Source organism: Corynebacterium sp. 51B, assembly GCF_008930785.1.
Taxonomy (GTDB): Bacteria; Actinomycetota; Actinomycetes; order Mycobacteriales; family Mycobacteriaceae; genus Corynebacterium; species Corynebacterium megadyptis.
On the sequence record NZ_PQMK01000004.1, the window covers coordinates 149,095 to 174,273 of the forward strand.

Here is a 25,179-nt window from a genome sequence, read left to right on the forward strand (position 1 = left end):
AATGTTGTGGTGTTGATGGGCCGTGAGCGGGCCCTACCACTCGCCTTCCTCATTGAGGGAAGGCGTTGGGCCACCGCGAGGGTGGCCGAGGAGGTGTTACTTGACCTCGATTCCCATGGAGCGGGCGGTGCCGGCGATGATCTTGGCTGCAGCCTCGATGTCGTTGGCGTTGAGGTCCGGCTTCTTGGTGGTGGCGATCTCCTTGCACTGATCCCAGGTCACAGAGCCGACCTTCTCAGTGTGGGGAACGCCGGAGCCCTTCTTCAGGCCAGCGGCCTTCAGCAGCAGCTTGGCTGCCGGCGGGGTCTTCAGCACGAAGTCGAAGGAGCGGTCCTCGTAGACGGTGATCTCCACCGGCACGATGTTGCCGCGCTGGGCCTCGGTAGCAGCGTTGTAGGCCTTGCAGAACTCCATGATGTTGACACCATGGGCACCCAAGGCCGGGCCGACCGGGGGAGCCGGGTTAGCGGCGCCAGCCTCGATCTGCAGCTTGATAAGGCCAGAGACCTTTTTCTTCTTCTTAGCCATGTTTCTTTACCTCTTCCGTGGTACCGCACCGCCGACAGCGGGTACTGGCTAGTTTCAACCCGCCCGTATGTGGCCGATGCGTCCGGATGCCGAGCTTTACTCAGCCACCGGGGATTATTGACAGTATGTTCTGCGTGTGTGCGCCAGCGGCCCACGCCGCCGCGCCCTCGCTGCGCACACCACGAAGGCCTACACAGACACGCGAAGGAAAAGTTTACACCTTCGCGCAGGTCAGACCAAATAGGGGCCCTGGCCCCGCTGCAGCACAGCCGGGCCAGGGCCCACAGTGGTCTAGTTGACTTTTTCCACCTGGTCGAAGGTGAGCTCCACCGGGGTCTCACGACCGAAGATGGACACCAGCGCCTGCAGCTTGCCGTTTTCGGCATCGATCTCGGAGATGGTGGCGGACACGGTGGCCAGCGCGCCGGTAAGAATGGTGACGGCCTCGCCGACCTGGTAGTCCACTTCCACGGGGGCCTGCTTCTTACTGGGCTGTGCCACAACCTGCTCGCCGTCCTTGGAGGCGGTCGGCTGCTCGCCCTGCTCGCCCTCCACCGGGGTGGTCTCCTGCGGCAGCAGGAACTTGGCCACGTCGCGGTGCTTCACTGGAGTGGCATGCCCCTCGTTGCCCACGAAGCTGGTCACGCCCGGGGTTTCACGCACCACGGACCAGGAGCGATCGTCGATGTCCATGCGCACCAGCACATAGCCCGGCAGCAGCTTGCGCTTCACGCGCTTGCGCTGACCGTCGCGGATTTCCACGACCTCCTCGATGGGCACGACGACTTCGTAAATGAAGTCCTCCACCTCCAGAGTCTGGGCACGCATGTCCAGGTTGGTCTTCACCTTGTTCTCGTAGCCGGAGTAGCACTGAATGATGTACCACTGGCCCGGCTTCTTCTTCAGTTCACGAATGAACTTACGCAGGCGAGCCTTGTACTCGGCGAGAGAATCATCGTTTTCGGCAGCGGCCTGATCGGCCACGGCAACATCCGCATTGAGCGCGTCCTCCACGCCCTCCTTTTCGGCGGCGGCGCGCTCTTCTGCGCTCTCCTCGCTCTGGTTCTCGAGTCGCTCATCGGCGGCCTGGGCGGCAGTCGCGGCCTGGGCGGCGATCTCGAAGGAGGTGGCGGCACCCTCAGCGGCGGTGCCCACGTTCTCGACGGAGGTGTCTTCTGCCTCTGCGGCGGCACCGGTGGTGTTCTCAGTGTTCTCGCTCATAGTGTCCTTGCTCTGTCTTTCGCGGATATCGGGTATCGGAATGTGCGGCTTTGTGCTCTCATTGCCGCCTGCGGTGCGTTCGCGCCCGTCCTGCGGGCTCCGCACAGCCGCGCAGCCGTGCGGCGCGGGCACTGAGGCAATAAAAGTCCCGCCTTGGCGCTAGTGGCTAAGGCGGGTAAAAGCTATGGGGATCATCCTAGTTAAGGGTTAAGAACTAGGTCAACTCCTCGGGACGCCAGAATGTCGATGCCCCATACGAGGAGGGTCATCACGATGAGGAAGCCGAAGACGATGAGGGTGTAGTTCACCATCTGCTTGGAGGTCGGCCAAATGACCTTCTTCATCTCCTCCACCACTTCGGGAACGAAGTGCATGGGGCCGCCACCGGGCTTCTCGTCTTCATCCTTGGTGGCTACGGCACGCTTGGAGGAATAAGACTCGCTCGAGGTCGTGCTTACGCCGGTGAGCTGTCGCTTGCCCGTGGGCCGCGCGCTCGGTTTGCGATCGTCTGCCACGTTTCTCCTCGATACGACTTTCCAAAAAAGTATTTGCAGGGGCGACAGGACTTGAACCTGCAACCTGCGGTTTTGGAGACCGCTGCTCTGCCAATTGAGCCACGCCCCTTGGCGCGCTGTCGCATTTGCCGCCTGCGGCGGCTCGTGCGCAACACTGCCGATAACTGTAATGACTTCCCTGCAGGAAGTAAAGACACCTACCGGCTACACACACGAAATAAGACCCAACCGAAGATATCGGCTAGGCCTTATCATGCGGTGTGCAGTAGCGGTTCCGAGACTCGAACTCGGGACCTCACGATTATGAGTCGTGCGCTCTCACCAACTGAGCTAAACCGCCCCATTCATATACAACCACCCGCTGCGAGCGGCTATATAAATGAACAGAGCCCCCTGACAGAATCGAACTGTCGACCTTTTCCTTACCATGGAAACGCTCTGCCGACTGAGCTAAGGGGGCTTAGCTTCCCTTATAGGAATCACACTGTGTTGTGCAGTGCGCCTTCCGTTGAAGCCTTATGAAGATTAACCCGAAGCCATGAAAGAACACAAATCTGCACCTCATCGCCCCTTTCTGGACCCATTATGGGGCTTATTACCACCCCATAAGCGCGCACTCACCCCCGCGCGCCGCCCACAGGGCTTATCGACGCCACCCCGCCGCCCCACACACCGCAGCCGCGCAAAGAAAAACCCGAGGCCTCCCATCGGGGAGAACCTCGGGTGATTAAGAGTGCCAGGTAATGGATTCGAACCATTGAAGGCAATGCCGGCGGATTTACAGTCCGCTCCCTTTGGCCGCTCGGGCAACCTGGCGTGCACGCTTGGTGCGGTCACTTACTCTACTATGCGCCCCATATGTTTAAGCAAATCGCCGCCCTGCGCTGGGCGTTTATGCCACTCACGCGCCGCCTAGCGGCTGCTATCCCACGCGTCCGGCGGTGAGCTGCGCCAGGGTGCGTAGCGCCTCGGTGACCTTATTCTGCGGCAGTTCGGACAGCGCGCTTTCCGCCTCGGCGAGGTAGTGCTCAATGTCCTGCTTGGCGCGGGCCCGACCGCCGGAGCGCTCCAGCAGGGCAATGATTTCGGGAACATCCTCATCGGCCACCGGCCCAGTGACACGGGCGCGGAGCTCGTCGCCGACCTCGCCCTCCTCACGCAAGGCGTAGAGCACCGGCAGGGTGAATACTCCCTCGCGCAGATCGGTGCCGGGGGTCTTTCCGGACTGGCTGGAATCGGAGAAGATATCGATGATGTCATCGACGATCTGGAAGACCATGCCCACGGCCTCGCCATAGCGCTCGACAGCCTTGATGTGCTGCTTGTCCGCGCCCGAGTGCAGGGCACCGAGATAGCCGGCGGCGGCGATGAGTACACCGGTCTTTTCGCGGATCACGTTGAGATAGTGCTCCACCGGATCACCGCCGCGCGGGCCCACTGTTTCGCGCATCTGTCCGGTGACGAGCTGCTCAAAGGTGGTGGCGAAGTGCTGCACGGTCTCGACGCCGAGCTGGCCCATCATGCGGGAGGTATAGGCCAAAAGGATATCGCCGGCGAGGATCGCCACCGAGTTATTCCAACGATGGTTGGCGGATTCGACACCACGCCGCTTCTCGGCTTCGTCCATCACATCGTCGTGATAGAGGGTGGCCAGGTGGGTCATTTCCACGATCGCGCCGGCGCGCTGCACGTTGAGGCTGCCGGGCTCGGGCCCATATTGCGAGGCGAGCAGAGCGAACATGGGGCGGAAACGCTTGCCCCCTGCTTCGAAGAGATGCGCCACCTTATCGGCGACAAAGTCGGCGCCGCTGGCGACGTCGTTACGCAAAAGTTCCTCGACGTCCTCCATCTTCTCTGTCACCCAGGCACTCAGCTCTGGATCTCCCAAGTCAAGACGGGGAATCGAGCCTTGAGATGCGGTGACCTGCACCCATTGCTCGTTGTCTTGCGAGCCCACGGCTGTACCGTTACTCATACTTGGTTGTCCTCGACCTTCGTTGGCTGCTGGGGGGGGGGCTGTTTCTGAGAGTAGGACGTCCACACTTCTCAGGCGCTTTTAATCTACAGATGATAACCGTAGTCTACGTTCGGGGGCTATCTACAGTCGACGCCCACTTCAATGCCACAATAGGTGCGTGGCCCATCCTGATGTTGCAGTAGACGTTCTGATCGTGGGCGCGGGTCCCACCGGCTCCGCGGCCGCCTATCATGCCGCCCATGCGGGGCGCTCCGTGTTGCTTATCGACGCCGCCTCCTTCCCTCGCGATAAAACCTGCGGCGATGGCCTGACCCCGCGCGTCATCAAGGAGCTGCGCGCGCTGCAGCTGGCCGAGGAGGTCACCGCCCACTACCGCAATCAGGGCTTGTTCCTGCACGGCTATGGCGGCGATGTGCAGGCCCCGTGGCCGGACAGCGGCTTCGGGCGTATCGGCTCGGCCATGAAGCGCCGCGATTTCGACACCCTGCTCTTCCGGCATGCCCAGCAGCAGGACGGGGTGAGCACGTGGGAAAACGCCGAGGCGCAGCGCGCCCATATCTACGGCGGCCGCATTGAGCGCGTCGAGGTGCGCTATCAGGACGAGCTCCGCGTGGTTACTCCGCGCATGGTGCTGGTGGCTGATGGGGTGCGCTCCTCCTTTGGCCGGCAACTGGGCCGCCAGTGGCACCGCGACCAGGTTTTTGGCATTGCGGCGCGCGCCTATTGCACCACGCCCCGCGGCGACGATCCCTGGATGCACTCGCACGTGGAACTCTGCGATGAGCAGGGCACGGTCCAGCCTGGCTATGGCTGGATTTTCCCGCTCGGCGGCGATGAGGTGAATATCGGCTGCGGGGCACTCTCCACAGCGAGCCGACCGGCCCAGATCAACACCAAAAAGCTGCTGGCCTCTTATGCCGAGCAGCAGCGCCAGCAGTGGCAGCTCGACGCCCCACGGGAGATCGCCTCGGCACTGCTTCCCATGGGTGGCGCGATCAGCTCCGTCGCGGGCAAGAACTGGATGTTGCTTGGCGACGCCGCCGCGCTCGTCAATCCCCTCAATGGAGAGGGAATTGACTATGGCATGGAATCAGCGCGGCTGGCGGTGGAGTTGCTGCAGCACAGCAGCACTGTCCGCGAGGAGTGGCCGCGGCTGCTGCGCGAGCACTATGGCGAGAGTTTCCGGCTGGCGCGACGGCTCGCGCGCGTGCTCACCTATCCGCAGTTTCTGCCGATGGCGGGCCCGCTGGCGATGCGCGGGCTCGGCGGCCGGGTGCTTATGCCGGCGGCGGCTCGTTTGATGGGCAATCTCATCACCGAGTCCGACCGCGACCTCGTGGCGCGGGTGTGGCACGGCGCCCAGCATTGCTTGGGCTGGGTGGACGATACTCCGCTCTGGAGTTAACGGACGCCGCTACTCCGGTTTGATAGCGGAATGCAGGGCGGTGATGCCGAAGGTGAGGTTGCGCCAGCCGCATTCGCTCCACCCGGAGCGATTGATGGCGGCGGCAAGCTCTTCCTGGTTGGGCCAGGCGCGGATGGATTCCGCCAGATACTCATAGGCCTCGGGGTTAGAGGAGACTGCGCGCGCCACCGCGGGTAGCGCCCGCATGAGATATTCCTTGTACACGGTGGCAAACACCGGCACGGTGGGGGTGGAGAACTCGGCCACGGTGAGCCGGCCACCCGGTTTGGTCACGCGCGCCATTTCTTCTAGCCCGGCGCGAAAATCCTGGATGTTGCGCAGCCCGAAACTGATGGTCACGGCGTCGAAGGTGTTATCGCGGAAGGGAAGGTGCATGCCATCGCCGACAACCTTCGGCACGGCGCGATGGCGTCCCGCCTTGAGCATGCCCTGGGAGAAGTCGCAGGCCACCACCCAGGCTCCGGACTTGCTCAGCTCGACGGTGGACACCGCCGTTCCCGCGGCGAGATCCAATACCTTTTCTCCGGGCTGGAGGTTGAGGCGCTCGCGGGTGCGGGTGCGCCAGTGCCGGTCCTGGCCGAAGGAGAGCACGGTATTGGTGATGTCGTAGTTTTTGCCGACGTCATCAAACATGCGCGCGACGTCTTTGGGCTGCTTGTCCAGATTTGCCTTAACCACGCCTGCAGAGCTTACCCGAGCCGCTCTCTCCGCTGGCGGGGCGGCCGCGGCTGCGGCACCGCCGGTCTAGCGGCGCCCCCGCTATTTGCGCGCCGGGGCGTGCACGGCCTGCTCGTAGTGCTCGAGGAGCTGGTCGACCAGCGCCGCCCACGTGCGCGGCTCCACGGAGCGGCGGGCGTCTTCTCGCAAGGTGGGCAGGTGCATGAGGCAGCGGTCGGTGGCCAGCTCGAGTTGCTGTTCAAAGCTCTCGACGTCGAGCAGATAGCCGTTATAGCCATCGGTGACAAGATCGATGGGCCCGCCGGCGCGCGGGGCAATGGTGGGCACTCCGCTGGCTTGAGCTTCTTGGATGGTCTGGCAGAAGGTTTCGAACTCGCCGGGGTGCACAAAGACGTCCATACTGGCGTAGGCGCGGGCGAGTTCGGTACCGGAGAGCGCGCCGGTGAAAATCGCCTCGGGAAGCTGCGCGGACAAGCTGGCCCGCTCTGGCCCATCACCGACGATCACCAGCTGCACATCGGAGCGGTGAGCCAGGGCGCGCAAGCGCTGCACCCCCTTTTCGGCGGCGAGCCGCCCCACAAACCCCACCACATAGCGCGTGTCTGGCCGCTGCTGCAACCAGTGGGCGCGCAGGGCGTGGTCGCGGCGGCGGGGATGGAAGAGCTCGGCGTCCACGCCGCGGCCCCAGCGGTGAATCCGCTGCACCCCGTGCTCCTCCAGCTCGGCGATGGCGGCCGAGGAGGGCGCGAGGGTGCGGGCCGCCTGGTTGTGGATGATGCGCGTCCAGTCCCATGCGGCCACGGCCAGGGGTGTGAGCCGGTAGGTGGTGGCGAAGCCGGCGACATCGGTTTGGTAGACGGCCACGGCGGGAATGCCCAGCTGCCGCGCCGAGAAGGAGGCATAGCCGCCGAGGACGAAGGGCGAGGCCAAGTGGATGACGTCGGGGGCGAAGGAGCGCAGGGCGTGGGTGACGGCCGGCACCGGCACGCCGATGGGCAGCGAGTTAATCAGCGGCATGCGCACGGTGGGCACCCGCACGATCTGCGCGCCCGCATAGGAGGGGATCTCCTCTTGGAACTCGCGCGCCCCCGGCGCGATCACGATGGCTTCATGCTCGCCCTCGATATGCTCCAAGATGCGAAGGATGGAATTGGTGACTCCGTTGACATTGGGCAGGAAGGATTCCGCGACTATTCCGATGCGCATGCCGGTTAGTGTGCCTTGCTCGTCTTCCGTACGGGTTGGCTCAGGGTATCGAGTGCCCGAATTTTTGATGAATGCCCAATAAACCACCACAGGCCCGCGCCGATAGCGCTCGCGACGGTGAATACCGACAGCGCCGGAATCACCGCCAGGGTCCAGTTCCGCCCCTCTACCTTCACCAAGTCGGGGTTAGCGGTGGAGTAGTTCACCCACACCCGCTGCCCCACTCCCAGATCCGAGGGATACAGCAGCCCGGATGGCGGGACGTGAAAGATGCCGCGCTCGTCTTGAAACTCCACGGTGGTGCGCAACCAATCCTCGTTGGTGACCCGCGCCAGCGCCCGGCCGGGGTTGGAGGAGATAGCGTGATCGTTCATGATGGCGGCACCCACCATGCCGATGCTCATCAACACCACGGCCCCATAGAGCACGATGACGAGCTGGCGGAGGCGGCGGGCGATCATTTCTCCCACTCCACCTTGTCCTGCAAGCGCCGCTGCAATTCGCGACGGGTCGCGCGAGTCGTGCGAGCCTCGATCACCTCGATACCATCGGTGCCGCGCTCCGCAGTCTCGGCGAGGGCGTCGATAAGCTCCTGCACGCTCTCCACCCGGCGGTGCTGCACCCCATATCCCGCGCACAGCGCCTGCAGGTCCACATCGTGCGGGGTACCGAAGGCGGTGTCGAAGACCTCACGGTGTGCTTCTGCACCCTGCTCGAGGGTTTCAAATATCCCGCCGCCATTATCGTTGGCCACCACGATGGTGAGGTTTTCCGGTCGCGGCGAGTCAGTGGGAATAAGCAGCCCGCCGATATCGTGCAGGAAGGTCACATCCCCCAGCAGCGCCACTGTCCGCGGGGCCCGCACGACGTCTTTCTCGCGGTGCTGCCGCGCTAGGGCCACGCCCACAGCCTGGGCGGTCGAGCCATCGATCCCAGCGGCGCCGCGGGGCGAATAGGTATCCACCCCGTCAAAGGGCAGCCCCACCATGCTGGCATCGCGCACGGGATTGGAGGCACCGAGGAAAAACCCATCGCCCACCGCGAGGGTATCGGCCACAGCGGCGGCGGCATGCAGCCCGCTAAATCCCAGATCCTCCTCGGCGAGGGTATCGCGCACGGCCTCGGCGGCGCGGCTCGAGGCGGCGTCGACAAGCTCCAGCCAGCCCTGGCTGATCTCGCCGCTGACGCGCACGCTGCTCGCCACTTCGGTGGCACCACCCCACGGATCGGTGTAGCTCTCGCCGCGGGTGAGCACCGTGGTGCGCACCCCCAGCCGCATCAGCGCCAGCACATCCCGGTGCAACGTCGGATGGCCGACAATAATGACGTGCTCGGGACGGGCGATCTCCACCCCGCTGAGCAGCACATTCGCCGCCAAAGGATGTACCGGATGGAAAGGGGCGGGGGCGCTGGGCTCGGCGATCGTGGGCGCATCCTCCAGCCCCTCCACCGCCCACGCACCATCACCGGCGATCACCAGCACCTGCGCGCTCAGATCCACGTCCACCACACCCCAATCGCGCGGCTTCGGGCTTATCGACGCCGCCCTCGTCCCCGCAACCACCGGCTCTGGGGTGGCCTCCGGCACCAGCGGTATATCGAAGGCGATGTTGATATGAGCCTGCCGACGCTCCGCGAGCGCGCGCCGAAGCATGGCCTGGGCTGTGTCCGGGCGGGTGGACTCGCTAATAGCTACCGTGGGCGTGACGGTGGAAAACAGCCCGTGCTGCACGATGGTTTGGCTGGCGCCGGTACCGACGAGCCGGGAGGGGCGATCGGCGGAGATAATAGCCAGGGGAACATCGGCGTGATGCGCCTCGATCATCGCCGGCAGACAATTGGCCACGGCCGTGCCCGAGGTCATCACCACCGGCACCACCCGGCCAGTCACCCGCGCCATCCCGAGTGCGGCAAACGCCGCATCCCGCTCATCGAGGCGCACATGCAGCCGCAGCCCCTGCGCCGCCGCGAGCGCAAGGGATAAAGGAGCATTCCGAGAACCCGGACACACCACCACATCGGTGCAGCTCAGAGCAAGTTCTTCAACGATGGCGCGCGCAGTATCCCAAGATGTCATAGCCCTAATTCTAACCAGCACGCCGCAATGCGCTTGAGCCACCAATCCCGACGCTCTGGCGGGGCGGCCAGCTCCTCCAATCGCGCGGGGTCCGGGCTGAGCGGCGCGGTGGAAATCATTCCGCCCACGATCTCTCGCGGAGCGACAACATCCTCGATAAACAGCTGGCTGGTAGCCAGCCCCGCCGCGCACTCGGGTGCCACCGTGGCGGCGGCCACCACCCCGGAATTCATCCCCACCGCAGTGTCGAGGGCGGAGGCGATTCTGATCCCCATGCCGTGCTGGGCCATGAACTCGGCCACTCGCTCCACCTGGGCCACCCCGCCCATCGGCGCCACCTTAATCACCGCATAATCTGCGGCCCGACGGCGGGCAATCTCATATGGATCCTCCGCCTTGCGGATGGACTCATCGGCGGCGATGGGCACATCCACCCAGCGGCGCAGCTCCTCCATCTCCCCCACGGTGGCCACCGGCTGCTCCATATATTCCAGCGGCCCAAGATGCTGTGCGGCGGCGATTGCCTCATTCACCGACCAGCCGCGGTTGGCATCGACCCGCAGCGTGGCATCGGGGCGCAGCTGCCGAATGGTGGCGATGCGCTCGATATCCTCAGCCAGGCTCTGGCTCGGCTCCGCCACCTTGACCTTGAGCACCGAACATTCCCGGAAACGGTCCAGCACCTCCGGCAGCTGCTCGGGCCCCACGGCGGGGATGGTGCCATTGACGGGGATGTGGCTGCAGGGTGGCGTCGATAAGCCTGTATAGGCGGCCTCCAACCCAGAAAGTAGCCAGCGAGCAGCCTCCGGCGGCGCGTATTCCGTGAAAGCGGAGAACTCGCCCCAGCCCTGCGGCCCCGCAAACAGCGCGGCTTCGCGCATGGTCACACCCCGGAATTTCACGCGCATCGGCAGCGCCACCACGTGGGTGCGCTCCAGAACCTCATCGAGCGAACACATAGCTTCTAGGATAATGAGGTATGAGCGAGCAACCATTCAACTCTGAACTGTGGCGAGCCGTCGAGGGCTTCGACGATCTCACCGATATCACCTACCACCGGCATGTGGGCACCGACCGAGCCCACGGCATCGTACGCATCGCCTTCGACCGACCCGAGGTGCGCAACGCTTTTCGCCCCCACACTGTCGATGAGCTCTACCGCGCTCTCGACCATGCCCGCCGCACCCCCGATGTGGGCTGTGTGCTGCTCTGCGGCAACGGTCCCAGCGACAAAGACGGCGGCTGGGCCTTCTGCTCCGGCGGCGACCAGCGCATTCGTGGACGCTCCGGCTATCGCTATGCCTCCGGCGACACCGAGGACACCGTCGATGAAATGCGCACCAAGGCCGAGGGCGGACGGCTACACATTCTCGAGGTACAGCGACTCATCCGCACCATGCCCAAGGTGGTGATCGCCGTGGTGGGTGGCTGGGCTGCCGGCGGCGGGCACTCCCTGCATGTGGTGTGCGATATGACGATCGCCTCCAAGCAGCACGCCCGCTTCAAGCAGACCGACGCCGACGTCGGCTCCTTTGACGCCGGCTACGGCTCCGCCTATCTGGCGAAGATGGTGGGCCAAAAACGCGCCCGCGAGATCTTCTTCCTCGGCCGCACCTACACCGCCGAGGACATGTTCCAGATGGGCGCGGTGAACCTCGTGGCCGAGCACACCGAGATCGAAAACGAGGCCATCCAGATGGCCGTGGAAATCAATGGGAAATCCCCCACCGCACAGCGCATGCTGAAATTCGCCTTCAACCTCACCGATGATGGCCTCATGGGCCAGCAGGTCTTCGCCGGCGAAGCCACCCGCTTGGCGTATATGACCGACGAGGCAGTGGAAGGCAAGAATTCCTTCCTCGAAAAACGCGACCCCGACTGGTCCTCTTTCCCCTACTACTACTAAAGGCGCCAGCCGACGGGCCCTGCGGCGCGTGCGGGGCTCTGCAGTGCGCGGGGTTTTGCGGTGTATGCGGGGCCCAGCGCTTTTGAGCTCGGCACCCGCTGTGCTGAACGCACAGCGCTAGAACGCACGCAGCCCGCCAACGCGGAGGTTGGCGGGCTGCGCTTCAGGGGGGGGGTTAAAGGTTAATCATGTGCCCCATCGTTCCCTCACAGGCTTCCTTCATGGCCTCGGAGAGGGTCGGGTGGGTGTGCACGTTGCGGCCGATCTCTTCGGCGGTGAGATCGAAGCGCTGCGCCAGGGTGAGCTGCGGCAGCAGCTCGGAGACATTCGCGCCCACCATGTGTGCGCCCAGCAGCTCGCCGTATTCGCCATCGGCAATCACCTTGACGAAGCCCGCGGGCTCGCCCAGACCTTGGGCCTTGCCGTTGGCGGACAGCGGGAAGGTAGCCACCTTAATATCGCGGTCGGAGAACTTCTCCTTCGCGGCATCCTCGGTGTAGCCGAAGGAGGCAACCTGGGGATTACAGAAGGTAGCGCGCGGCATCATCATGTAATCGCCCAGCTCTTGGGTCTCGGCGTCAGCGATGGTCTCGGCGGCCACCACACCCTGGGCCTCAGCGACGTGAGCCAGCTGCAGCTTCGCGGTGACATCGCCAATGGCGTAGATGTGATCCACATTGGTGCGCATGCGCTCGTCGATAGCGATAGCACCACGATCGGTGAGCTCCACACCGGTGTTCTCCAGGCCGAAGCCCTCAACGCGGGGAGCGAAGCCGATGGACACCATCACCCGATCGACGATGAGGGTGTCGTTCTTCTTGCCGTCCTTGGACTCGACATCCACCTCGACGCTATCGCCGTTGTCGCGCACCTCGGTGGTCTTGTAGCCGGTGAGGATCTTCACGCCAAGCTTCTTGTATTGCTTGGCCATCTCCTTGGATACGTCCTTATCCTCATTGGGCAGGACGCTGTCCATGAACTCGACGATGGTGACATCCACGCCGTAGTTCGCGAGCACATAAGCAAACTCCATACCGATAGCGCCCGCACCCACGATCACCATGGAATCAGGGAGCTCGCTGTCAAGGATCTGTTCCTTGTAGGAGCAGATATTTCCACCCAGCTCCACACCAGGCAGGGAGCGCACCACAGAACCGGTGGCGATAATGCAGTCGTCGAAGATGAGAGTCTTACCCTCATCCTCGCCTTCGGTGATCTCAATGGTGTGGGCATCAGTGAAGGAACCAAGACCATTAATTTCGGTGATCTTGTTCTTCTTCATCAGGTAATGCACACCCTTGACGATGCCCGCGGATACCTTGCGGGAGCGCTTGTGCGCAGCCTCAAAGCTGAAGCTGACATCGCCTTCGATACCGAAGGTCTTCGCCTCGTGGTTAAAGGTGTGGGCCAGCTCTGCGTTCTTCAGTAGGGCCTTGGAGGGAATACAGCCAACATTGAGGCAGACACCGCCCCAATACTGCTTCTCAACGACCGCAACCTTCTTGCCAAGCTGGGCTGCTCGAATGGCGGCGACATAGCCTCCGGGGCCAGCGCCAAGTACTACAACATCATAATGATCAGACACGTTAATAAGGATACGTGGTTTAGTCCGCCACCGTCGACGTTTGAGACAAAGCTACCCACCACCCAAGGCCACACCCCACCGCTTGGGGGCAGTGGGACGGCTTCGGTGGTGGGTAGTGGGCTGCATAGTCGAGGCCCCGCCGCGCCTTGTGCGCCGCGCGTTCTCGACTCTTAGTGCTTAGAACAGATCAAGGTCCACAACGATGTCGGCGAGCTGGGAGGAGCCAGCGTTGAGGAACTGGCCGAGCGCGGTGTTGATAGCTACGAGAATCTCTTCGTTCATAAAACGTCCTTATGTCCTATATATATTCTTTTGCGGTGCGGGCTAGACGACGGTGACTATCTGCTCGCCGTGGCACCGCTACAACAGTACCGGGCACCAGACGAGCGGCCTGTACAGAAGAATAGACCACTCGGCGCCATGTTCCTAGGGGCAATTCTATGACTGGTGTGACAGTCCGGATATGGGGAACCACACTCGTAACTCTTTCCAATACGGCGGGAACAGCGTAGTCTTATCGTTGCCTAAAATCTGATTCAGAATTGACATGGGGTTTGTATGACGTTTCGTTTCGTGGCGCCGCTCGTGGCGGCCACCATCGCAGCAGCTGGATTGATCGCACCGACCGTGGCCGTGCCCACCGCCACGGTGGCGACGGCCGCTGAGGCCGCACAGGTACACGAGGGCCCCACCCCAGGGTTGGAGACAGCACCGGCGTGGCGGGACAAGGTGAACTCCACCCCCAACATGAAGGAAATGTGGGCCTTCTCCCCGGCGATGAACCGCAATGTGCCCCTCGTGGTCATCACCCCGGAGGATACCTCCACTCCCCGCCCCACCCTGTACCTGCTCAATGGTGGCGATGGCGGCGAGGGCCGTGCCAACTGGGTGATGCAGACGGACGTGGCCCAGTTCTATGCCGATAAGAATGTGAATGTGGTCATCCCCATGGAGGGCCGCTTCTCCTACTACACCGACTGGGTCAACCCCGAACAGCCGAAGCTTGGCGGCACCCAGCTGTGGGAGACCTTCCTCACCCAGGAGCTTCCCGCCCCGCTGGAGTCCGAACTTGGCGCCTCTGGTGAGCGCGGCATTGCGGGCATGTCTATGTCCGCCACCAGCTCGCTGCTGCTGGCCCAGCACAACCCGGAGCTGTACCAGGCTGTTGGTTCCTTCTCTGGCTGTGCCTCTACCAACGATCCGATCTCTGACGCCATGCTGCGTGTGACGCTCAACCGCGCCAATGTCAGCCCGGATGACATGTGGGGTCCGGTCGGTTCAGAGACGCGCGAATACAACGACGCTGTCGCCCAGGCAGAGTCGCTGCGCGGGCAGGAGATCTACATCTCCAATTCCGCCGGTACCTCCGGTAAGCCGGATATGATCAGCAACCCCCGCTTTGAGAACAACCCCCTGACCGTGGCCAATGTCCAGGTCGTGGGCGGCGGCATCGAGGCCGCCACCAACTGGTGCACCCACCTGCTCAAGGCCAAGATGGACAAGCTCAAGATTCCCGCCACCTTCAACATCCGCGACACCGGTACCCACCAGTGGAGCTACTGGCAGATGGATCTGCGCGACTCCTGGCCCGTCTTCGATCGCGCGTGGAGCACGAACTAAAAGCCGCGCGAGAGACAGCCACGTCTCGGCCCGAAAGAGGCCGTGAGTAACCGCAGCGCCCCGCACACCTTCACGAGGAAGGCCGTGCGGGGCGCTGCCGCGTTCTCTCGCTCTGCTGCGCATATCTCTAGTGGCCCGGGACGAGAGAGGCGCCGGCGAGAGCCGAGCAGGTGAGGAGGCCCCCCGTCCAGGCAACGTTTGGCGCTAGGGCCGATACCCTTGGGCTACTCTCACGGCGCCAGGGAGACGCCTCATAGCACCGTATTCACCACCCGACGCGGCTGCGCCTTCCGCCGCCACCCAAAACCCCACCACCGCTGGCTGCGGTGATGAGGTGTGACGTTCGGGGCTCCTCCGCGCTGTTGGCGGGTCTAGCTGCAGCGCACGATCGGCTGCGGATCATAGACCGTTTGTTGGGTTTCCCGCGAGATCTCTGCCCCAGAGAGGTTGCGAATGATGCGGGTATCAGAGGTGGTGAAGCCGGGAGCGCCGGAGGAGGGCGAGCAGTCATCGCCGGAGAGGCTAATGCGGTGCGGCTGGGTGGGGGCCCAGCGGCCGCCGGAGACCGATTCCACCTCCACTTCCTTGACTCCCTTGAACTCCACAGTGATTTCGTTGCCGTGCACCCACGAGGAAATGAGGACCGGATTCTTTGAGGTGTTCTTGAACTGGAGGTCGATCAATCCCTCAAACACGGTGGCTTCACGGCCGGCTGGGTAGCGGGAGATGTAATAGGAGTGCGGGGTATGCGCCACATCCTCCATACCGGCGAAGTAGGCGGCATTGTAGAGGGTGGTAGCAAATTGAGAAATTCCCCCGCCCACGGCTTTATCGGCACGGCCGTTGAGAATAATGCCGGACTCCACGAAGCCTTGGGCGGCACCCCGCGGTCCGGTATAGCCATTGAGCGAGAAGGTTTGTCCGGGAACCACCACGGCCCCATCGACGAACTGGGCGGTGAGCGCGATATTAGTGCCGGAGGGCCCAGAAAAGTCGCCGGTGGTGAAGGTCGAGACCGTTTCAGAGAAGTTCGCCTGTTGGGCCTGCTCGGTGGTGTAGGTGGCCGGCTCATCCTCATAGGTGGCGTCGAACTCGCGTGGTTCATCGCCGAGGATACGCTGCTCGAGGCCGTCCATCACGGAGTCCCACTGGATGTGCACACCGTCGACGCTCGGAATCACTTCCCCACCGCCGCGGGTGAAGCTGGCGTTTTTCATCTCCACCTCGGTCTCGGAGAGCGTCTCGCCGAGGATGGCGCGGGCGGCCTCCTCATTGTATTCGCTTCGGAGGTGGTCCCCCTCGGGCACGAAAGTGATGACCTCGCCCATGCGCTCCAGCGGAATCTGGCCGGTCGCATCCTCGCGGCCGCGCACGACCACCGGTCCGGACAGCGCCGTGGTGGCATCTCTCTGGGCCGCGGAGCTATCACGCACGGCAGGCTCTTCAGAACTTGCCGATACTTCCACTCCCTTGGTGTCGAGCCACCGCTCCGGCAGGGAGGCCTCCAGTCCCTCGCGGGAAGGATGCTGGCCATTGAGCGGCTCGTCGACGATCACCTCGCCGTTATCGAGCCGGACCGCGGCGTCGCGCGGCGGCCGGGAGAGCTCCTCGCTCACGCGATCCACCCCAGCGGCGAAGGCGGCCTCATCTACGGCGCTCACCACATCAGATTCCTGACTGCGGAACAGCGCAGCGATCTCGCGCACGGGATTGAGGGAGGTGTGCGGGGCCTGGGCCACGGTGCGCTCCCAGTCGGCGGACAGGCCAATCTCGGCGGGCACCACGTGGGTGTCCATCTCGCCAGCGCGCACGGTTATGGGCTTGCCCTCCACCCCTGCGAGGCGAGTGGCAAGCAACTCGCGGGCCTCGGCCTCGCTGAGCCCGCCCACGGCCACGCCGTTGATTTCGCTATTGCGCTGAAGCTTGTCTTTGCCCAGCAGATAGTTCGCCAGCAGCGCTACACACGCCACCGCGAGCAGCCCCACGACGACGAGGAGAGAAATTTTGCGCACATTCACGTTTCTCAACCTTACTAATCGCGCGTATTCTTGGCGATTTCCTATCTCGTCTTAAGCCTGCCTGAGAATATGCATCTAGCCAGTTCAACAGCGCATTGTTCACCTTCAGCGCGACAGAAAAGTGATTAGTGTGACTGTTGTGACGCATGGGTTTTCGCTCTCTGGGGTATGAACAACCGCTCTCCATCACCTACACTGGAAGGGGTTTTGTCATAGATAGATCACGCTCCAGTACCTGCGCGGTGCCGGTGACGTGGCTGTGGCATACATACACAAACGAGACGACGCCGCGCCCGCTCCTCCACCGAGAACGCTGGGCGCGAGATATACGAGAACGAAGGAAGGGGCACTGTCACCGGTGTTTGAATCCACCCAGACGATGCTGGTTGCCTATGACGGTTCGCCGGAATCGCAACGAGCACTCGACTACGCCGCCGCGCTGCTGGCGCCAAAGCACGTGGAGATCATCACCGCGTGGGAACCGCTCTACCGTCAGGCCGCCCGCGCCGCCGGACAGTCGGGAATGAAACTCTCGGATATGCAGTCGACCGATGATGAAACCGACGATCCCGCCTACCAACAGGCGCTAGCCACCTGTCGCGAGGGCGTCCAACGCGCCGAGGAGCTGGGCTTCTACGTGAAGGCACACCTCGTGGAATCGGCTACGTCTATCTGGTCGGCCATCATCGATGCCTCCGAGGACCTCCGTCCCGATGTGATCGTAATTGGCACTCGCGCCGAAACCGGAATACGATCTTTCTTCAGTTCTTCGACGACAGAAAGTATCGTCCACAACACCAACATTCCCGTGTTCGTGGTTCCCCCAGAAGACAATGAGGATTAAACCATGGCTCTTGAATCAGATAGCGTCACTCGCCGCACGATTGGCCCCGCGTTTGCCTCTGCTGTCGTCGGCCTCCTTCTAGGGATGGTTGCAATCCTTGGCCTCTCCATCTTCTCCTCGCAAGACACCGTCCCTCAGTCGCACGCGGTCAATAGCGACGACGCCCTCCTCGGCGGCGTCGAATACGGCACCCGCTAGCCTGCCCTCGCCGGGGCGCTCTCGCCTCCCTTTCTCCCGCATGACCACCACCCTGCGGGCCTCACCCCATGCTCGCGTCCACCTGCTGGCATGGTTATTCGCGGCGCTGTGCTCCTTCGGGTCTGCCTGGGGGCGCACCGCCGCCGACACCAAACTTGATCTGGCACTCAATCCCGCCGGCTTTCTCGCTCGGGCGGTGCGGCCGTGGACCGATGTGTTCCCACTCGGCCAGCTGCAGAACCAAGCCTATGGCTATCTCTTTCCCCAAGGCCTCTTCTTTCTCCTCACCGAGCCACTGCCCGACTGGGTAGCCCAGCGGCTGTGGTGGACCCTCATACTGGGTCTTTCCTTTTCTGGGTTTTATCGCCTGGCCGGCACATTGCGCCTACCGAGCCCTATTCTCGGCGCGGCCGCCTATGCTTTATCCCCGCGGATTCTCACCACACTCGGTGCGATCTCCTCTGAAGCCTGGCCTGTGGCCCTCGTGCCGTGGATCGTAGAGCCGCTCATCCGCGCCAAACCGGCGCTCGGCCGCGCCATCATCGCGGTGGCGTGTCTCGGCGCGGTCAATGCCACCGCCACCATCGCCGCATGTATTCCCGGCGGTTTCGTGCTGCTCTTCCGCCACCGCTGGGTGGACTTCGGCCACTTCCTCATCGGCTCCATTTTGGTGAGCATGTGGTGGCTGGTGCCGCTGGCCACCATGGGCCGGCTTTCCCCGCCTTTTACCGACTACATCGAAAACGCGCACATCACCACCGGCAACCTCAACGGAGTGCAGGTGCTGCGCGGCGCCACCAGCTGGACCCCCTTCGTCGATAGCGAACGCGTCGCGGGACATGTCCTTGCACTCAACCCGATTCTGGTGTTGGCCACCGTCGCGGTGGCGGCCGCCGGTATTGCTGGGCTAAAGCGGATGCGCGGCCAAGGAATGTGGATCACCCTGCTGCTCATCGGCGTGATTATTCTCTGCGGCTCGCACTATGTCACGGGCTTCCTCGATGGTCCCGGCGCGCCGCTGCGCAATGTGCACAAGTTCGACCCCTTGGTGCGGCTGCCGCTGTGTATCGGTATCGCCTGCCTCAGCGTGCACTGGCATAAATTGCTCTACATCGCCACGGCGCTGGCGGTGGTGATGGCCAGCTCGCCAGCGTGGTCGCTGCGGCTGGCACCCCGGGGCACATTCCAGGAGGTGCCCTCCTATGTCTACGAGACCGCGGATTGGCTGAACACGCACGGGGAGAATACCCGCACGCTGATCTATCCGCCGGTGCGTTTCGCCCGCCAGGATTGGGGCTGGACCCGCGATGAGCCGCTGCAGCCGCTGCTGGAGGTGCCGTGGATTGCCCGCGACGCGGTCCCCCTAGTCAATCCCGAAGCAATCCGCGGCCTCGATGGGGTGATGGACTCGCTCCAAGATGGTTCCTTCGCGGCGCTGCCCCAGCTCGGCGTGGGCTTGGTTGCGGTGCGCCACGATGTGGGCCAGCGCGCCGGCACGGAGCTGGTAGAAGCCGCCGAGGAACAGGGCTTGACGGTGCACTCCTTCGGCAAGATGGATGTGATCGAGATCGATCCCGAGCGCGGCGCGTCAGTGGTGGATCAGCCTATCGACCAAGTGCTCGGCGGTGGAGAGTCGCTGGCCTTGATCAATGAGGTGCTGGGCTATGAGCCGCGCCAGCTCACAAGCGCACCCGAGCAGGCGCAGATCATCACCGACACTCCCCTGGCCATTGCGCGCAACTATGGCACTGGGCAGCATTCGGGTCTTTTGGCCCGCCGCGAGGAAGCGCCCGATATTAAGAATCCGGTGATCGACTATCCCTCCCAGGCGCCGAAGCTGTGGCTGCGGGAAACCGGCGGTACTGTTACCGCCGGCCCGAATGCCGCGGATGCCAGCAGTATTTACGGCCCGCGCACGAATCACTCCCCCACCGCTGCGGTCGATGGCTTCGCCGGCACCGCCTTCTACGGCGATTGGTTGAGCCTCAATCCGGAGAATGATGATGTGCGCACCCTGAAGCTGCAGATTCGGGGCCGCTCCGGCGATCTTCTGGTCAATGGCACCCGCGTATTTATGCGGGAAGGCGAGACCGCCGAGTTGCGGGTAGACGAGTTGCCGGTGCGCATTATCCCGGGCCCGGGACAAGGGATCGCCGAGGCCGATATGGGTATCCGCCGCGAGATTGTGGTGCAGGGCTCTCCCAGCGCCCAGCACTACCTATTTAGCCAGCGGCAGGTGTACACCGGTGTTCTCGCCCGCACCTTAGTGCTCCCCGAACCGGCGCGCCTTGAGTTGCGCACCTCCTCCTGCGGGGCGTGGACGAATACGCTTATCGACGGCGCACCCCACGGCTGCGGCCCTGTCGAGCTGGACGCGGGAGAACATCGCCTGTCCACTAACGCCGAGTGGCTGATGCTCACCAACCCCCAAGCACCCCCGGCGCCGCGGAAGCAGCTGGTGGATACCTCCTATTCCTTCAACCCGGGTTTGAGCATGGGCGATGCTCCACCCACCACCATCAATGCCGGTATGCAGGCTTTTGAGACCGATGCCCTCGCCCCGCTGCGTTTCCCGCGGAGCTATCTACTAGTCGGCGTGATCATTTCTCTGCTCGCCGCGGCCTGGGCGCTCTATCTGCCCACCACGCCGCGGATCCCAGGGGTATTTCCCCCGACTCCGCGCTATGCCGTGCTGGCACCACTGGTCTTCGGCCTGCCGGGGGTTATCGGCATTGTGGTGGCGTGGATTGTGGAGCGGTGGACCACGCTGCGCATCGCCGGGCTGAGCGTGCTGGTTACTGGTCTGTGGCTACAGCGCGGCGTCGAGGCTGGCGGGCACGTGCTGACCCAGGCAGCCATCGCCACAGCCCTCGCGCTGGTCGCTCTACCAGGTGGTAAGACAGATACGCCACCGGCAGGGTCAGCCCCAGAGTCACCGCAGTGATCAGCAGGAAATTGCCGGTAAACGGGCGCATGCCCAGAAGCGGAAACACCATTTCTAGCACCACCACATGCCAGAGGAAGATGGAATAAGAGATGGTGCCGAGCTGGCTGAATAGGCGCGAGTCGAGCAGCCGCGAGCCCGGCGCGAGCGCATAGGGCACCAGCACCACGGCGGCGAAGGCGGCGCCGGCAATCACGCGGCGTAGAAACTCCAGCGGGGAGGGGTGCTCGAGGCCGAGCGGGCCGAAGAACTCTTGGCCGGCCACAAAGAGGATGGCGGCGGCGCAGATCCACCAGATCCAGCGACGGCGCAGCCATCTCTCTGCGGTGGGCGTGGGCTGAATGCGGGCCGCCAGCAGCCCCACGGCGAACCAGCAGGTATAGGCGGGCGGGAAGATTTGCCAGTTGGGGCCGCCGGCAGGGAAGGGAATAAAGGCCCAGCCGAGGCTGAGCAGCGCCAACCCAAGAATGATCCATCGCTTCCGCGAGATAAAGGGAAATACCAGATAGAAGGCCACTTCCACGCACATTGACCACAAGTGGGTGATACCCGGCAGCAGCCCGTGGGGCAGATAGATCTGGGCGAAGAAGAAGGTGGCGATCACCGCCGCTGGGTCGGCGTCGAAATTGGCTGGCAGGATAATCAACGCGGTGGCCACGCACACCACATAGGCGGGCACTACGCGAAAGAAGCGCTTGGCATAAAAGGAGCGGCGGGTGCGATAATCGCCGCGGGCCAGCAGATAGGCGGAGAGCGCAAAGAAGAGCGCGACGAAGAAGTCGAAACGCCCTAAAAATCCACCCACCAGCGAGCTGGGGTCCATGCCAGACTGAAAGGAGGTGTGGGTGAGCAACACTCCGCAGGCGGCAACGGCGCGCAAACCCTCGAGGCTTGGATTGTAACTGCGCGGCGTTGCGTAGGATTGAGGGGACACGACACTTATTGTTTCATACCCACAATTGATACTTCACTGTTCGCAGCGCGGTGGCTCCACCGCCATGAACGCCCGCCTAGAAGGAGAGTCGACGTGGCCCGCGGTAGCAGAACCGGCAGCATCGTCTCGCTGCTCATCGCCCGAGTTTTCCTCGGTGCCGCCGTCTTTTTTGTGGCCTTGTCCTTCATCATCTACACCACGTGGAAGTTCAGCGAGGGCTCGCTGCCGCGCAGCTACGCCACGCATGTCACCACCGTGCCCAGCATCGCCGTGGGGTCGCTGGCAGGAGGCCAGACGGTGTCCAAGGAGAGCAGTGTGGTCCTGGGCGAACCCGCGGACTGGGAGAATGTGACGGCCGAGGCGCGCACCACGGTGCGCTCCCAGGAGCAGCTGCTCTACCGCGAGGAAGATTCGGTTATTCTCAGCCGCGGCACTGGCTATCCGGTGGAGACGGCGTCGTCACGCTATACAGGCGGCGCCCCGGGGTTGATCGTCGGTTCCACTCTGACCCATTCTTCTTTTGTGCGCGTCGGCCTGAACTATCGTTTTCCGCCGACGGCCGGGAAATCCTCCTATCCCTATTTTGATACGGTGCTGCAGGCCTCGGTGCCGGTGGACTTCGTGGATGCCGTGGATTATCACGGCGAGGAGGTCTTCACCTATCACCAAGAGATCGGCCCCGTGCGGGTGATCGGCGGCTATTACGCGGTGGAGCGCGATATCACGGTGGAGCCTTTCACCGGCATGATCGTGGACCTAAAAGAGCGCCCTCTCTGGTTCACCGCGCCCGATACCCCCACCGCCGAACAGCGCACCGCCGAGTTTTTCGCCGGCGCCTCCTCGGTAGAGGGCACTGTTTTCAGCGCCCGCTTCGATTGGGATGAGGGCACCACATCCCAGCAGTGGGCCGAAGCCGAGCGGAAACTCAGCGCCTTCCACGCCATGCGCTTCACCCAGTATCTCAGCCGCACCCTGTCCTTCTTGCTGCTCATCGCCGCCGCCGTCACCTACCTGCGTGCGCGGAGCTAGTATGCGCGGCCGCGCCTTCCTCCCCGCACTGCGCGGGACGACGCTGTCTTGGGCCATCGTGGCGCTCTGCCTCGGCATGCTCGCCCTGACGCTGCTGCGTAGTGGCGTGCTCATCACCCGCGACATGGTGCTTATCGACACCCCGGCCCTCAGCGCGGATGCACTCGGGGTGGGTGATCTCGCCGCCCGCAATGTGCCCCAGGACGGGCTCTTGGCGCTGCTGGGCCAGATCCTGCCGGCCTCCTGGTTCGCCCGTGCTCTCATCCTCGGCTCGGCCGGTATAGCCGCCTGGGCCGCCTGGGGCTATGGGCCGCTCGGGGTGGGTCTCACGCTCTGCAATCCCTTCATTATCGAGCGCCTGGCCCAAGGCCAGTGGTCGCTGGTGATCGCCGCCTGGCTCTTGCCGGGGATCGCCGCCAGCGCCCAGCATCCGCTCCGGCAGCTCGGCCTCGTGTGGCTTGCCAGCCTCACCCCCACCGGCGCGGTGGTGGCCGGGGTGGTGGCGATTCTCACCCGCCCCGCACTCAGCTCGGTTGCGGGCGCGGCCGCGGTGTCCTTGCCCTGGCTCGTACCCGCGCTGCTCAACCCACCCAGCAGCGCGGCAGGGGCCGCCTTCGCCACCCGCCCCGAGGCCGATTTCGGTCCGGAGGCGCTGAATATCGCCGCCACCGTGGTGGGCTTGGGGGGAATCTGGAATGCCGAGGTGGCTCGCACCGGCGGCGTGATCGCAGGGGCGCTACTTTTTCTCCTTCTGCTCACCGGTCTGCGCGCCGCGCCGCGCCGGCTGGTGCTGCTCGGCGCCGCGGGGATCCTGGCCGCGGCCTGCAGCCTCGATCTGCAGGGGATTCCGGGCGGGGCGCTGTTTCGCGATACGCATAAATTTGTTCTTTTCGCCCTGCCGGCCTACGCGGCTCTGGCCGCCGGTATTCGCTGGGTGTGGCTCCAGGGCGTAGGGCTGGTGCTGCTGGCGCTCAGCGTGCCACAGGCCCCGCAGCAGCTCGCTGAGCTGCGCCCCGTTCCCGCCGACTCTTCCTGGCAGCGCCTGCACGAGGAGGCCGCAGGGGTGGATGTGCTGCTGGTGGGCCCCGCCACCGCGATCACCACCTATGAGGGGCGAGTGGCGGTGGATCCGCGCACCAAGGCGGTGGCGGCCGTCCAGCCTGGAGGTTTGGTGGTGGACGGGACGATCGTGGACCCGCCGAACCCGCGCTGGCAGCAGGCCATGGACGCCTGGGAGCGTCGTAATGATGCCGCCTTGGCGCAGCTCCAGGTGGGGCTGGTGGTCGATGGCGAACACACCCACCGGATTGCCGGGGTGGAACCTCGGCCGCACGGCTATGGGCTAGCACTGCTGGTGTGGTGGCTGCTGGTGCCGCTAGTTATCGGGCTTCGCGCTCTACAAGTTCGGCGAAGGCAGCGCCCGTCGTAGCCCAGGAATATTGATGGGCGCGCTGCCGAGCGGCCTCGCCGAGACTGGTGCGACGCGCGGGATCCGCAATCAGCTCCGCCGTTGCGGCCAGCAGCTGCTCAGGGGTATCCACCAGCACGCCGGTGTCACCATCGAGCACGGAATCGCACAATCCCCGCGAGCTGCGATAGCCAATCGTGGGCACCCCGTGCTGGGCGGCCTCCACCACCGCTAGGCCCCAGCCTTCCTTGCGGGAGGGCATCAGGTGAATATCCGCCCGCTCCAGCAAGGCGTGTTTGGCCTCCTCGGAGACGTGCCCGTGGAAATGGATATTCTCCCCCGCGATCTCGCGGAGGTTCTCCTCCCACCAGCCGGAGCCGATCACGTCCAGGTCCACTCCGAGGGCGTCCGCCACCTCGATGGCGTGCTCGATCTGCTTGTGCGGCACGAGGCGAGACAGCGTCACCAGCCGCGGTCCAGAGGCTGGGGAGAGGGCGTCGAAATGCGGTACGGGATCGACACCATTGTGGATCACGCTGATATCGCGCACTCCCAGCTCGCGCAGCTCACTAGCGGAGGCCTCGGAGACGGTGACCCAGCGGGCGTGGCGATAGACCCGCGGCGCGACCGTGGACTCCAAAAACCAGCCCAGCTGCGCCAATCCGGGCCCCGCCACCGGCCATTGCTCGCGGTGGCAGTGATGGGTGAGCACCACGGTCGGGGCGTTTAGGAAAAGCCGGGCGAAGAAGGGAATGCCGTTTTGGGTATCCACCACCGCATCGACCCCGCGCAGCTCCCCGATGCCCATACGCCCGGCCAGCATGGCCAGCCACGCCCGCGGATAGACCGTGAGCCGGCCACCCGCCCGCCGAAAACACACCCCCGCGCGGCTCGTGGTGGCAGGGGCATTCTCATTGGCCGCGGTGCGGAAAATCACCTCATGGCCACGCTCCACGAGGTGCTCCGCGACGCGCTCAAGGTAGCGCTCACTACCACCGCCTTGGGGGTGGGTGGAGTCGCGCCAGCAGAGCAGGAGAATCTTCATCACCCCCAAGCCTATAATG

Annotated in this window: 20 protein-coding genes, 4 tRNA genes and 1 pseudogene; 8 read left to right on the forward strand and 17 right to left on the reverse strand. The window is 64.0% G+C overall.

Features of this window, described 5'->3' with window-relative positions; genetic code table 11:
* Positions 1 to 96: 96 nt before the first annotated feature.
* The 8 genes from rplK to GBB14_RS06440 all read right to left on the reverse strand — a co-directional run bounded on the left by rplK (position 97) and on the right by GBB14_RS06440 (position 4,239).
* Positions 97 to 528 carry a 50S ribosomal protein L11 gene (rplK, locus tag GBB14_RS06405; RefSeq protein ID WP_151529002.1) on the reverse strand — a complete coding sequence of 144 codons (432 nt, stop codon included), beginning with the start codon at positions 526 to 528 and terminating at the stop codon, positions 97 to 99.
* Positions 529 to 819: 291 nt separating this feature from the next.
* Positions 820 to 1,749 (reverse strand): transcription termination/antitermination protein NusG, encoded by a 930-nt coding sequence (gene nusG / locus GBB14_RS06410; protein ID WP_151529003.1) that lies wholly within the window; start codon positions 1,747 to 1,749, stop codon positions 820 to 822.
* A 200-nt stretch (positions 1,750 to 1,949) separates the two neighbouring features.
* Entirely contained in the window at positions 1,950 to 2,264 is a 315-nt protein-coding gene (gene secE / locus GBB14_RS06415; protein ID WP_151529004.1) for a preprotein translocase subunit SecE, read from the reverse strand.
* 36 nt (positions 2,265 to 2,300) lie between these two features.
* A tRNA-Trp gene (locus GBB14_RS06420) sits at positions 2,301 to 2,373 on the reverse strand.
* A 157-nt stretch (positions 2,374 to 2,530) separates the two neighbouring features.
* Positions 2,531 to 2,604: transfer RNA gene (locus GBB14_RS06425), tRNA-Met, on the reverse strand.
* A 47-nt stretch (positions 2,605 to 2,651) separates the two neighbouring features.
* Positions 2,652 to 2,724, reverse strand: a tRNA-Thr gene (locus tag GBB14_RS06430).
* A gap of 274 nt (positions 2,725 to 2,998) precedes the next feature.
* Positions 2,999 to 3,080 (reverse strand) — tRNA-Tyr (locus GBB14_RS06435).
* 106 nt (positions 3,081 to 3,186) lie between these two features.
* A complete protein-coding gene (locus GBB14_RS06440; protein ID WP_151529005.1) occupies positions 3,187 to 4,239 on the reverse strand; it encodes a polyprenyl synthetase family protein in 1,053 nt (350 codons plus the stop codon).
* Positions 4,240 to 4,399: 160 nt separating this feature from the next.
* Here GBB14_RS06440 and GBB14_RS06445 point away from each other — a divergent pair, with 160 nt between their 5' ends.
* Positions 4,400 to 5,647: a geranylgeranyl reductase family protein gene (locus GBB14_RS06445; RefSeq protein WP_151529006.1), complete on the forward strand. Its 1,248-nt coding sequence runs from the start codon at positions 4,400 to 4,402 to the stop codon at positions 5,645 to 5,647.
* A gap of 9 nt (positions 5,648 to 5,656) precedes the next feature.
* On the opposite strand, the gene GBB14_RS06450 is transcribed toward GBB14_RS06445, so the two are convergent.
* The 5 genes from GBB14_RS06450 to GBB14_RS06470 all read right to left on the reverse strand — a co-directional run bounded on the left by GBB14_RS06450 (position 5,657) and on the right by GBB14_RS06470 (position 10,588).
* On the reverse strand, positions 5,657 to 6,346 hold the full coding sequence (locus tag GBB14_RS06450) for a demethylmenaquinone methyltransferase (RefSeq protein WP_151529007.1): 690 nt from the start codon (positions 6,344 to 6,346) through the stop codon (positions 5,657 to 5,659).
* 81 nt (positions 6,347 to 6,427) lie between these two features.
* Positions 6,428 to 7,552 (reverse strand): glycosyltransferase family 1 protein, encoded by a 1,125-nt coding sequence (locus tag GBB14_RS06455; RefSeq protein WP_151529008.1) that lies wholly within the window; start codon positions 7,550 to 7,552, stop codon positions 6,428 to 6,430.
* A gap of 5 nt (positions 7,553 to 7,557) precedes the next feature.
* The gene (locus tag GBB14_RS06460) at positions 7,558 to 8,013 is read right to left on the reverse strand and encodes a DUF3592 domain-containing protein (protein WP_151529009.1); all 456 of its coding nucleotides are present in this window, start codon (positions 8,011 to 8,013) and stop codon (positions 7,558 to 7,560) included.
* Positions 8,010 to 9,629 carry a 2-succinyl-5-enolpyruvyl-6-hydroxy-3-cyclohexene-1-carboxylic-acid synthase gene (menD, locus tag GBB14_RS06465; protein WP_151529010.1) on the reverse strand — a complete coding sequence of 540 codons (1,620 nt, stop codon included), beginning with the start codon at positions 9,627 to 9,629 and terminating at the stop codon, positions 8,010 to 8,012. Before menD ends, GBB14_RS06460 begins: the two co-directional genes overlap by 4 nt.
* Positions 9,626 to 10,588, reverse strand: coding sequence for an o-succinylbenzoate synthase (locus GBB14_RS06470; RefSeq protein ID WP_151529011.1), 963 nt, complete (start codon positions 10,586 to 10,588; stop codon positions 9,626 to 9,628). The genes menD and GBB14_RS06470 overlap by 4 nt, the downstream gene beginning before the upstream one ends.
* Positions 10,589 to 10,608: 20 nt before the next feature.
* Between GBB14_RS06470 and GBB14_RS06475 the strand changes: the two genes are divergently transcribed.
* Positions 10,609 to 11,535, forward strand: coding sequence for a 1,4-dihydroxy-2-naphthoyl-CoA synthase (locus tag GBB14_RS06475; protein WP_151529012.1), 927 nt, complete (start codon positions 10,609 to 10,611; stop codon positions 11,533 to 11,535).
* Between the two features lie 175 nt (positions 11,536 to 11,710).
* Here the strand turns inward: GBB14_RS06475 and lpdA are convergent, their stop codons facing one another.
* On the reverse strand, positions 11,711 to 13,120 hold the full coding sequence (gene lpdA, locus GBB14_RS06480) for a dihydrolipoyl dehydrogenase (RefSeq protein WP_151529013.1): 1,410 nt from the start codon (positions 13,118 to 13,120) through the stop codon (positions 11,711 to 11,713).
* 558 nt (positions 13,121 to 13,678) lie between these two features.
* On the opposite strand from lpdA, the gene GBB14_RS06485 reads away from it, so the two are divergent.
* Positions 13,679 to 14,740, forward strand: coding sequence for an alpha/beta hydrolase family protein (locus tag GBB14_RS06485; protein WP_151529014.1), 1,062 nt, complete (start codon positions 13,679 to 13,681; stop codon positions 14,738 to 14,740).
* 371 nt (positions 14,741 to 15,111) lie between these two features.
* Here GBB14_RS06485 and GBB14_RS06490 read toward each other — a convergent pair whose 3' ends face one another.
* Positions 15,112 to 16,758, reverse strand: coding sequence for a VanW family protein (locus tag GBB14_RS06490; protein ID WP_225976656.1), 1,647 nt, complete (start codon positions 16,756 to 16,758; stop codon positions 15,112 to 15,114).
* Positions 16,759 to 17,137: 379 nt separating this feature from the next.
* Between GBB14_RS06490 and GBB14_RS06495 the strand changes: the two genes are divergently transcribed.
* The 3 genes and pseudogenes from GBB14_RS06495 to GBB14_RS10695 all read left to right on the forward strand — a co-directional run.
* Entirely contained in the window at positions 17,138 to 17,602 is a 465-nt protein-coding gene (locus GBB14_RS06495; RefSeq protein ID WP_151529081.1) for a universal stress protein, read from the forward strand.
* Positions 17,603 to 17,605: 3 nt separating this feature from the next.
* A complete protein-coding gene (locus tag GBB14_RS06500; protein ID WP_151529016.1) occupies positions 17,606 to 17,800 on the forward strand; it encodes a DUF2613 domain-containing protein in 195 nt (64 codons plus the stop codon).
* A gap of 40 nt (positions 17,801 to 17,840) precedes the next feature.
* Positions 17,841 to 19,568: pseudogene (locus GBB14_RS10695) on the forward strand (alpha-(1->3)-arabinofuranosyltransferase family protein); the annotation flags it as partial.
* A gap of 1,027 nt (positions 19,569 to 20,595) precedes the next feature.
* On the opposite strand, the gene GBB14_RS06510 reads toward GBB14_RS10695, so the two are convergent.
* Positions 20,596 to 21,678: an acyltransferase gene (locus GBB14_RS06510; protein WP_151529018.1), complete on the reverse strand. Its 1,083-nt coding sequence runs from the start codon at positions 21,676 to 21,678 to the stop codon at positions 20,596 to 20,598.
* A gap of 93 nt (positions 21,679 to 21,771) precedes the next feature.
* Here GBB14_RS06510 and GBB14_RS06515 point away from each other — a divergent pair, with 93 nt between their 5' ends.
* Together GBB14_RS06515 and GBB14_RS06520 are read left to right on the forward strand one after the other, a co-directional pair.
* Positions 21,772 to 22,707 carry a porin PorA family protein gene (locus GBB14_RS06515; RefSeq protein ID WP_192796135.1) on the forward strand — a complete coding sequence of 312 codons (936 nt, stop codon included), beginning with the start codon at positions 21,772 to 21,774 and terminating at the stop codon, positions 22,705 to 22,707.
* A gap of 1 nt (position 22,708) precedes the next feature.
* The gene (locus GBB14_RS06520; protein ID WP_151529020.1) at positions 22,709 to 24,136 is read left to right on the forward strand and encodes a hypothetical protein; all 1,428 of its coding nucleotides are present in this window, start codon (positions 22,709 to 22,711) and stop codon (positions 24,134 to 24,136) included.
* On the opposite strand, the gene GBB14_RS06525 is transcribed toward GBB14_RS06520, so the two are convergent.
* Positions 24,087 to 25,160 carry a glycosyltransferase family 4 protein gene (locus GBB14_RS06525; protein WP_151529021.1) on the reverse strand — a complete coding sequence of 358 codons (1,074 nt, stop codon included), beginning with the start codon at positions 25,158 to 25,160 and terminating at the stop codon, positions 24,087 to 24,089. The genes GBB14_RS06520 and GBB14_RS06525 overlap by 50 nt on opposite strands.
* Between the last annotated feature and the right edge of the window lie 19 nt (positions 25,161 to 25,179).

Excerpts from the sequence above, each read along its gene's own strand:
- rplK (WP_151529002.1), bottom strand. The coding sequence starts at position 528 with ATGGCTAAGAAGAAGAAAAAGGTCTCTGGCCTTATCAAGCTGCAGATC.
- nusG (WP_151529003.1), bottom strand. The coding sequence starts at position 1,749 with ATGAGCGAGAACACTGAGAACACCACCGGTGCCGCCGCAGAGGCAGAA.
- GBB14_RS06440 (WP_151529005.1), bottom strand. The coding sequence starts at position 4,239 with ATGAGTAACGGTACAGCCGTGGGCTCGCAAGACAACGAGCAATGGGTG.
- GBB14_RS06455 (WP_151529008.1), bottom strand. The coding sequence starts at position 7,552 with ATGCGCATCGGAATAGTCGCGGAATCCTTCCTGCCCAATGTCAACGGA.
- GBB14_RS06460 (WP_151529009.1), bottom strand. The coding sequence starts at position 8,013 with ATGATCGCCCGCCGCCTCCGCCAGCTCGTCATCGTGCTCTATGGGGCC.
- menD (WP_151529010.1), bottom strand. The coding sequence starts at position 9,629 with ATGACATCTTGGGATACTGCGCGCGCCATCGTTGAAGAACTTGCTCTG.
- GBB14_RS06470 (WP_151529011.1), bottom strand. The coding sequence starts at position 10,588 with ATGTGTTCGCTCGATGAGGTTCTGGAGCGCACCCACGTGGTGGCGCTG.
- GBB14_RS06475 (WP_151529012.1), top strand. The coding sequence starts at position 10,609 with ATGAGCGAGCAACCATTCAACTCTGAACTGTGGCGAGCCGTCGAGGGC.
- GBB14_RS06485 (WP_151529014.1), top strand. The coding sequence starts at position 13,679 with ATGACGTTTCGTTTCGTGGCGCCGCTCGTGGCGGCCACCATCGCAGCA.
- GBB14_RS06495 (WP_151529081.1), top strand. The coding sequence starts at position 17,138 with ATGCTGGTTGCCTATGACGGTTCGCCGGAATCGCAACGAGCACTCGAC.
- GBB14_RS06500 (WP_151529016.1), top strand. The coding sequence starts at position 17,606 with ATGGCTCTTGAATCAGATAGCGTCACTCGCCGCACGATTGGCCCCGCG.
- GBB14_RS06520 (WP_151529020.1), top strand. The coding sequence starts at position 22,709 with ATGCGCGGCCGCGCCTTCCTCCCCGCACTGCGCGGGACGACGCTGTCT.
- GBB14_RS06525 (WP_151529021.1), bottom strand. The coding sequence starts at position 25,160 with ATGAAGATTCTCCTGCTCTGCTGGCGCGACTCCACCCACCCCCAAGGC.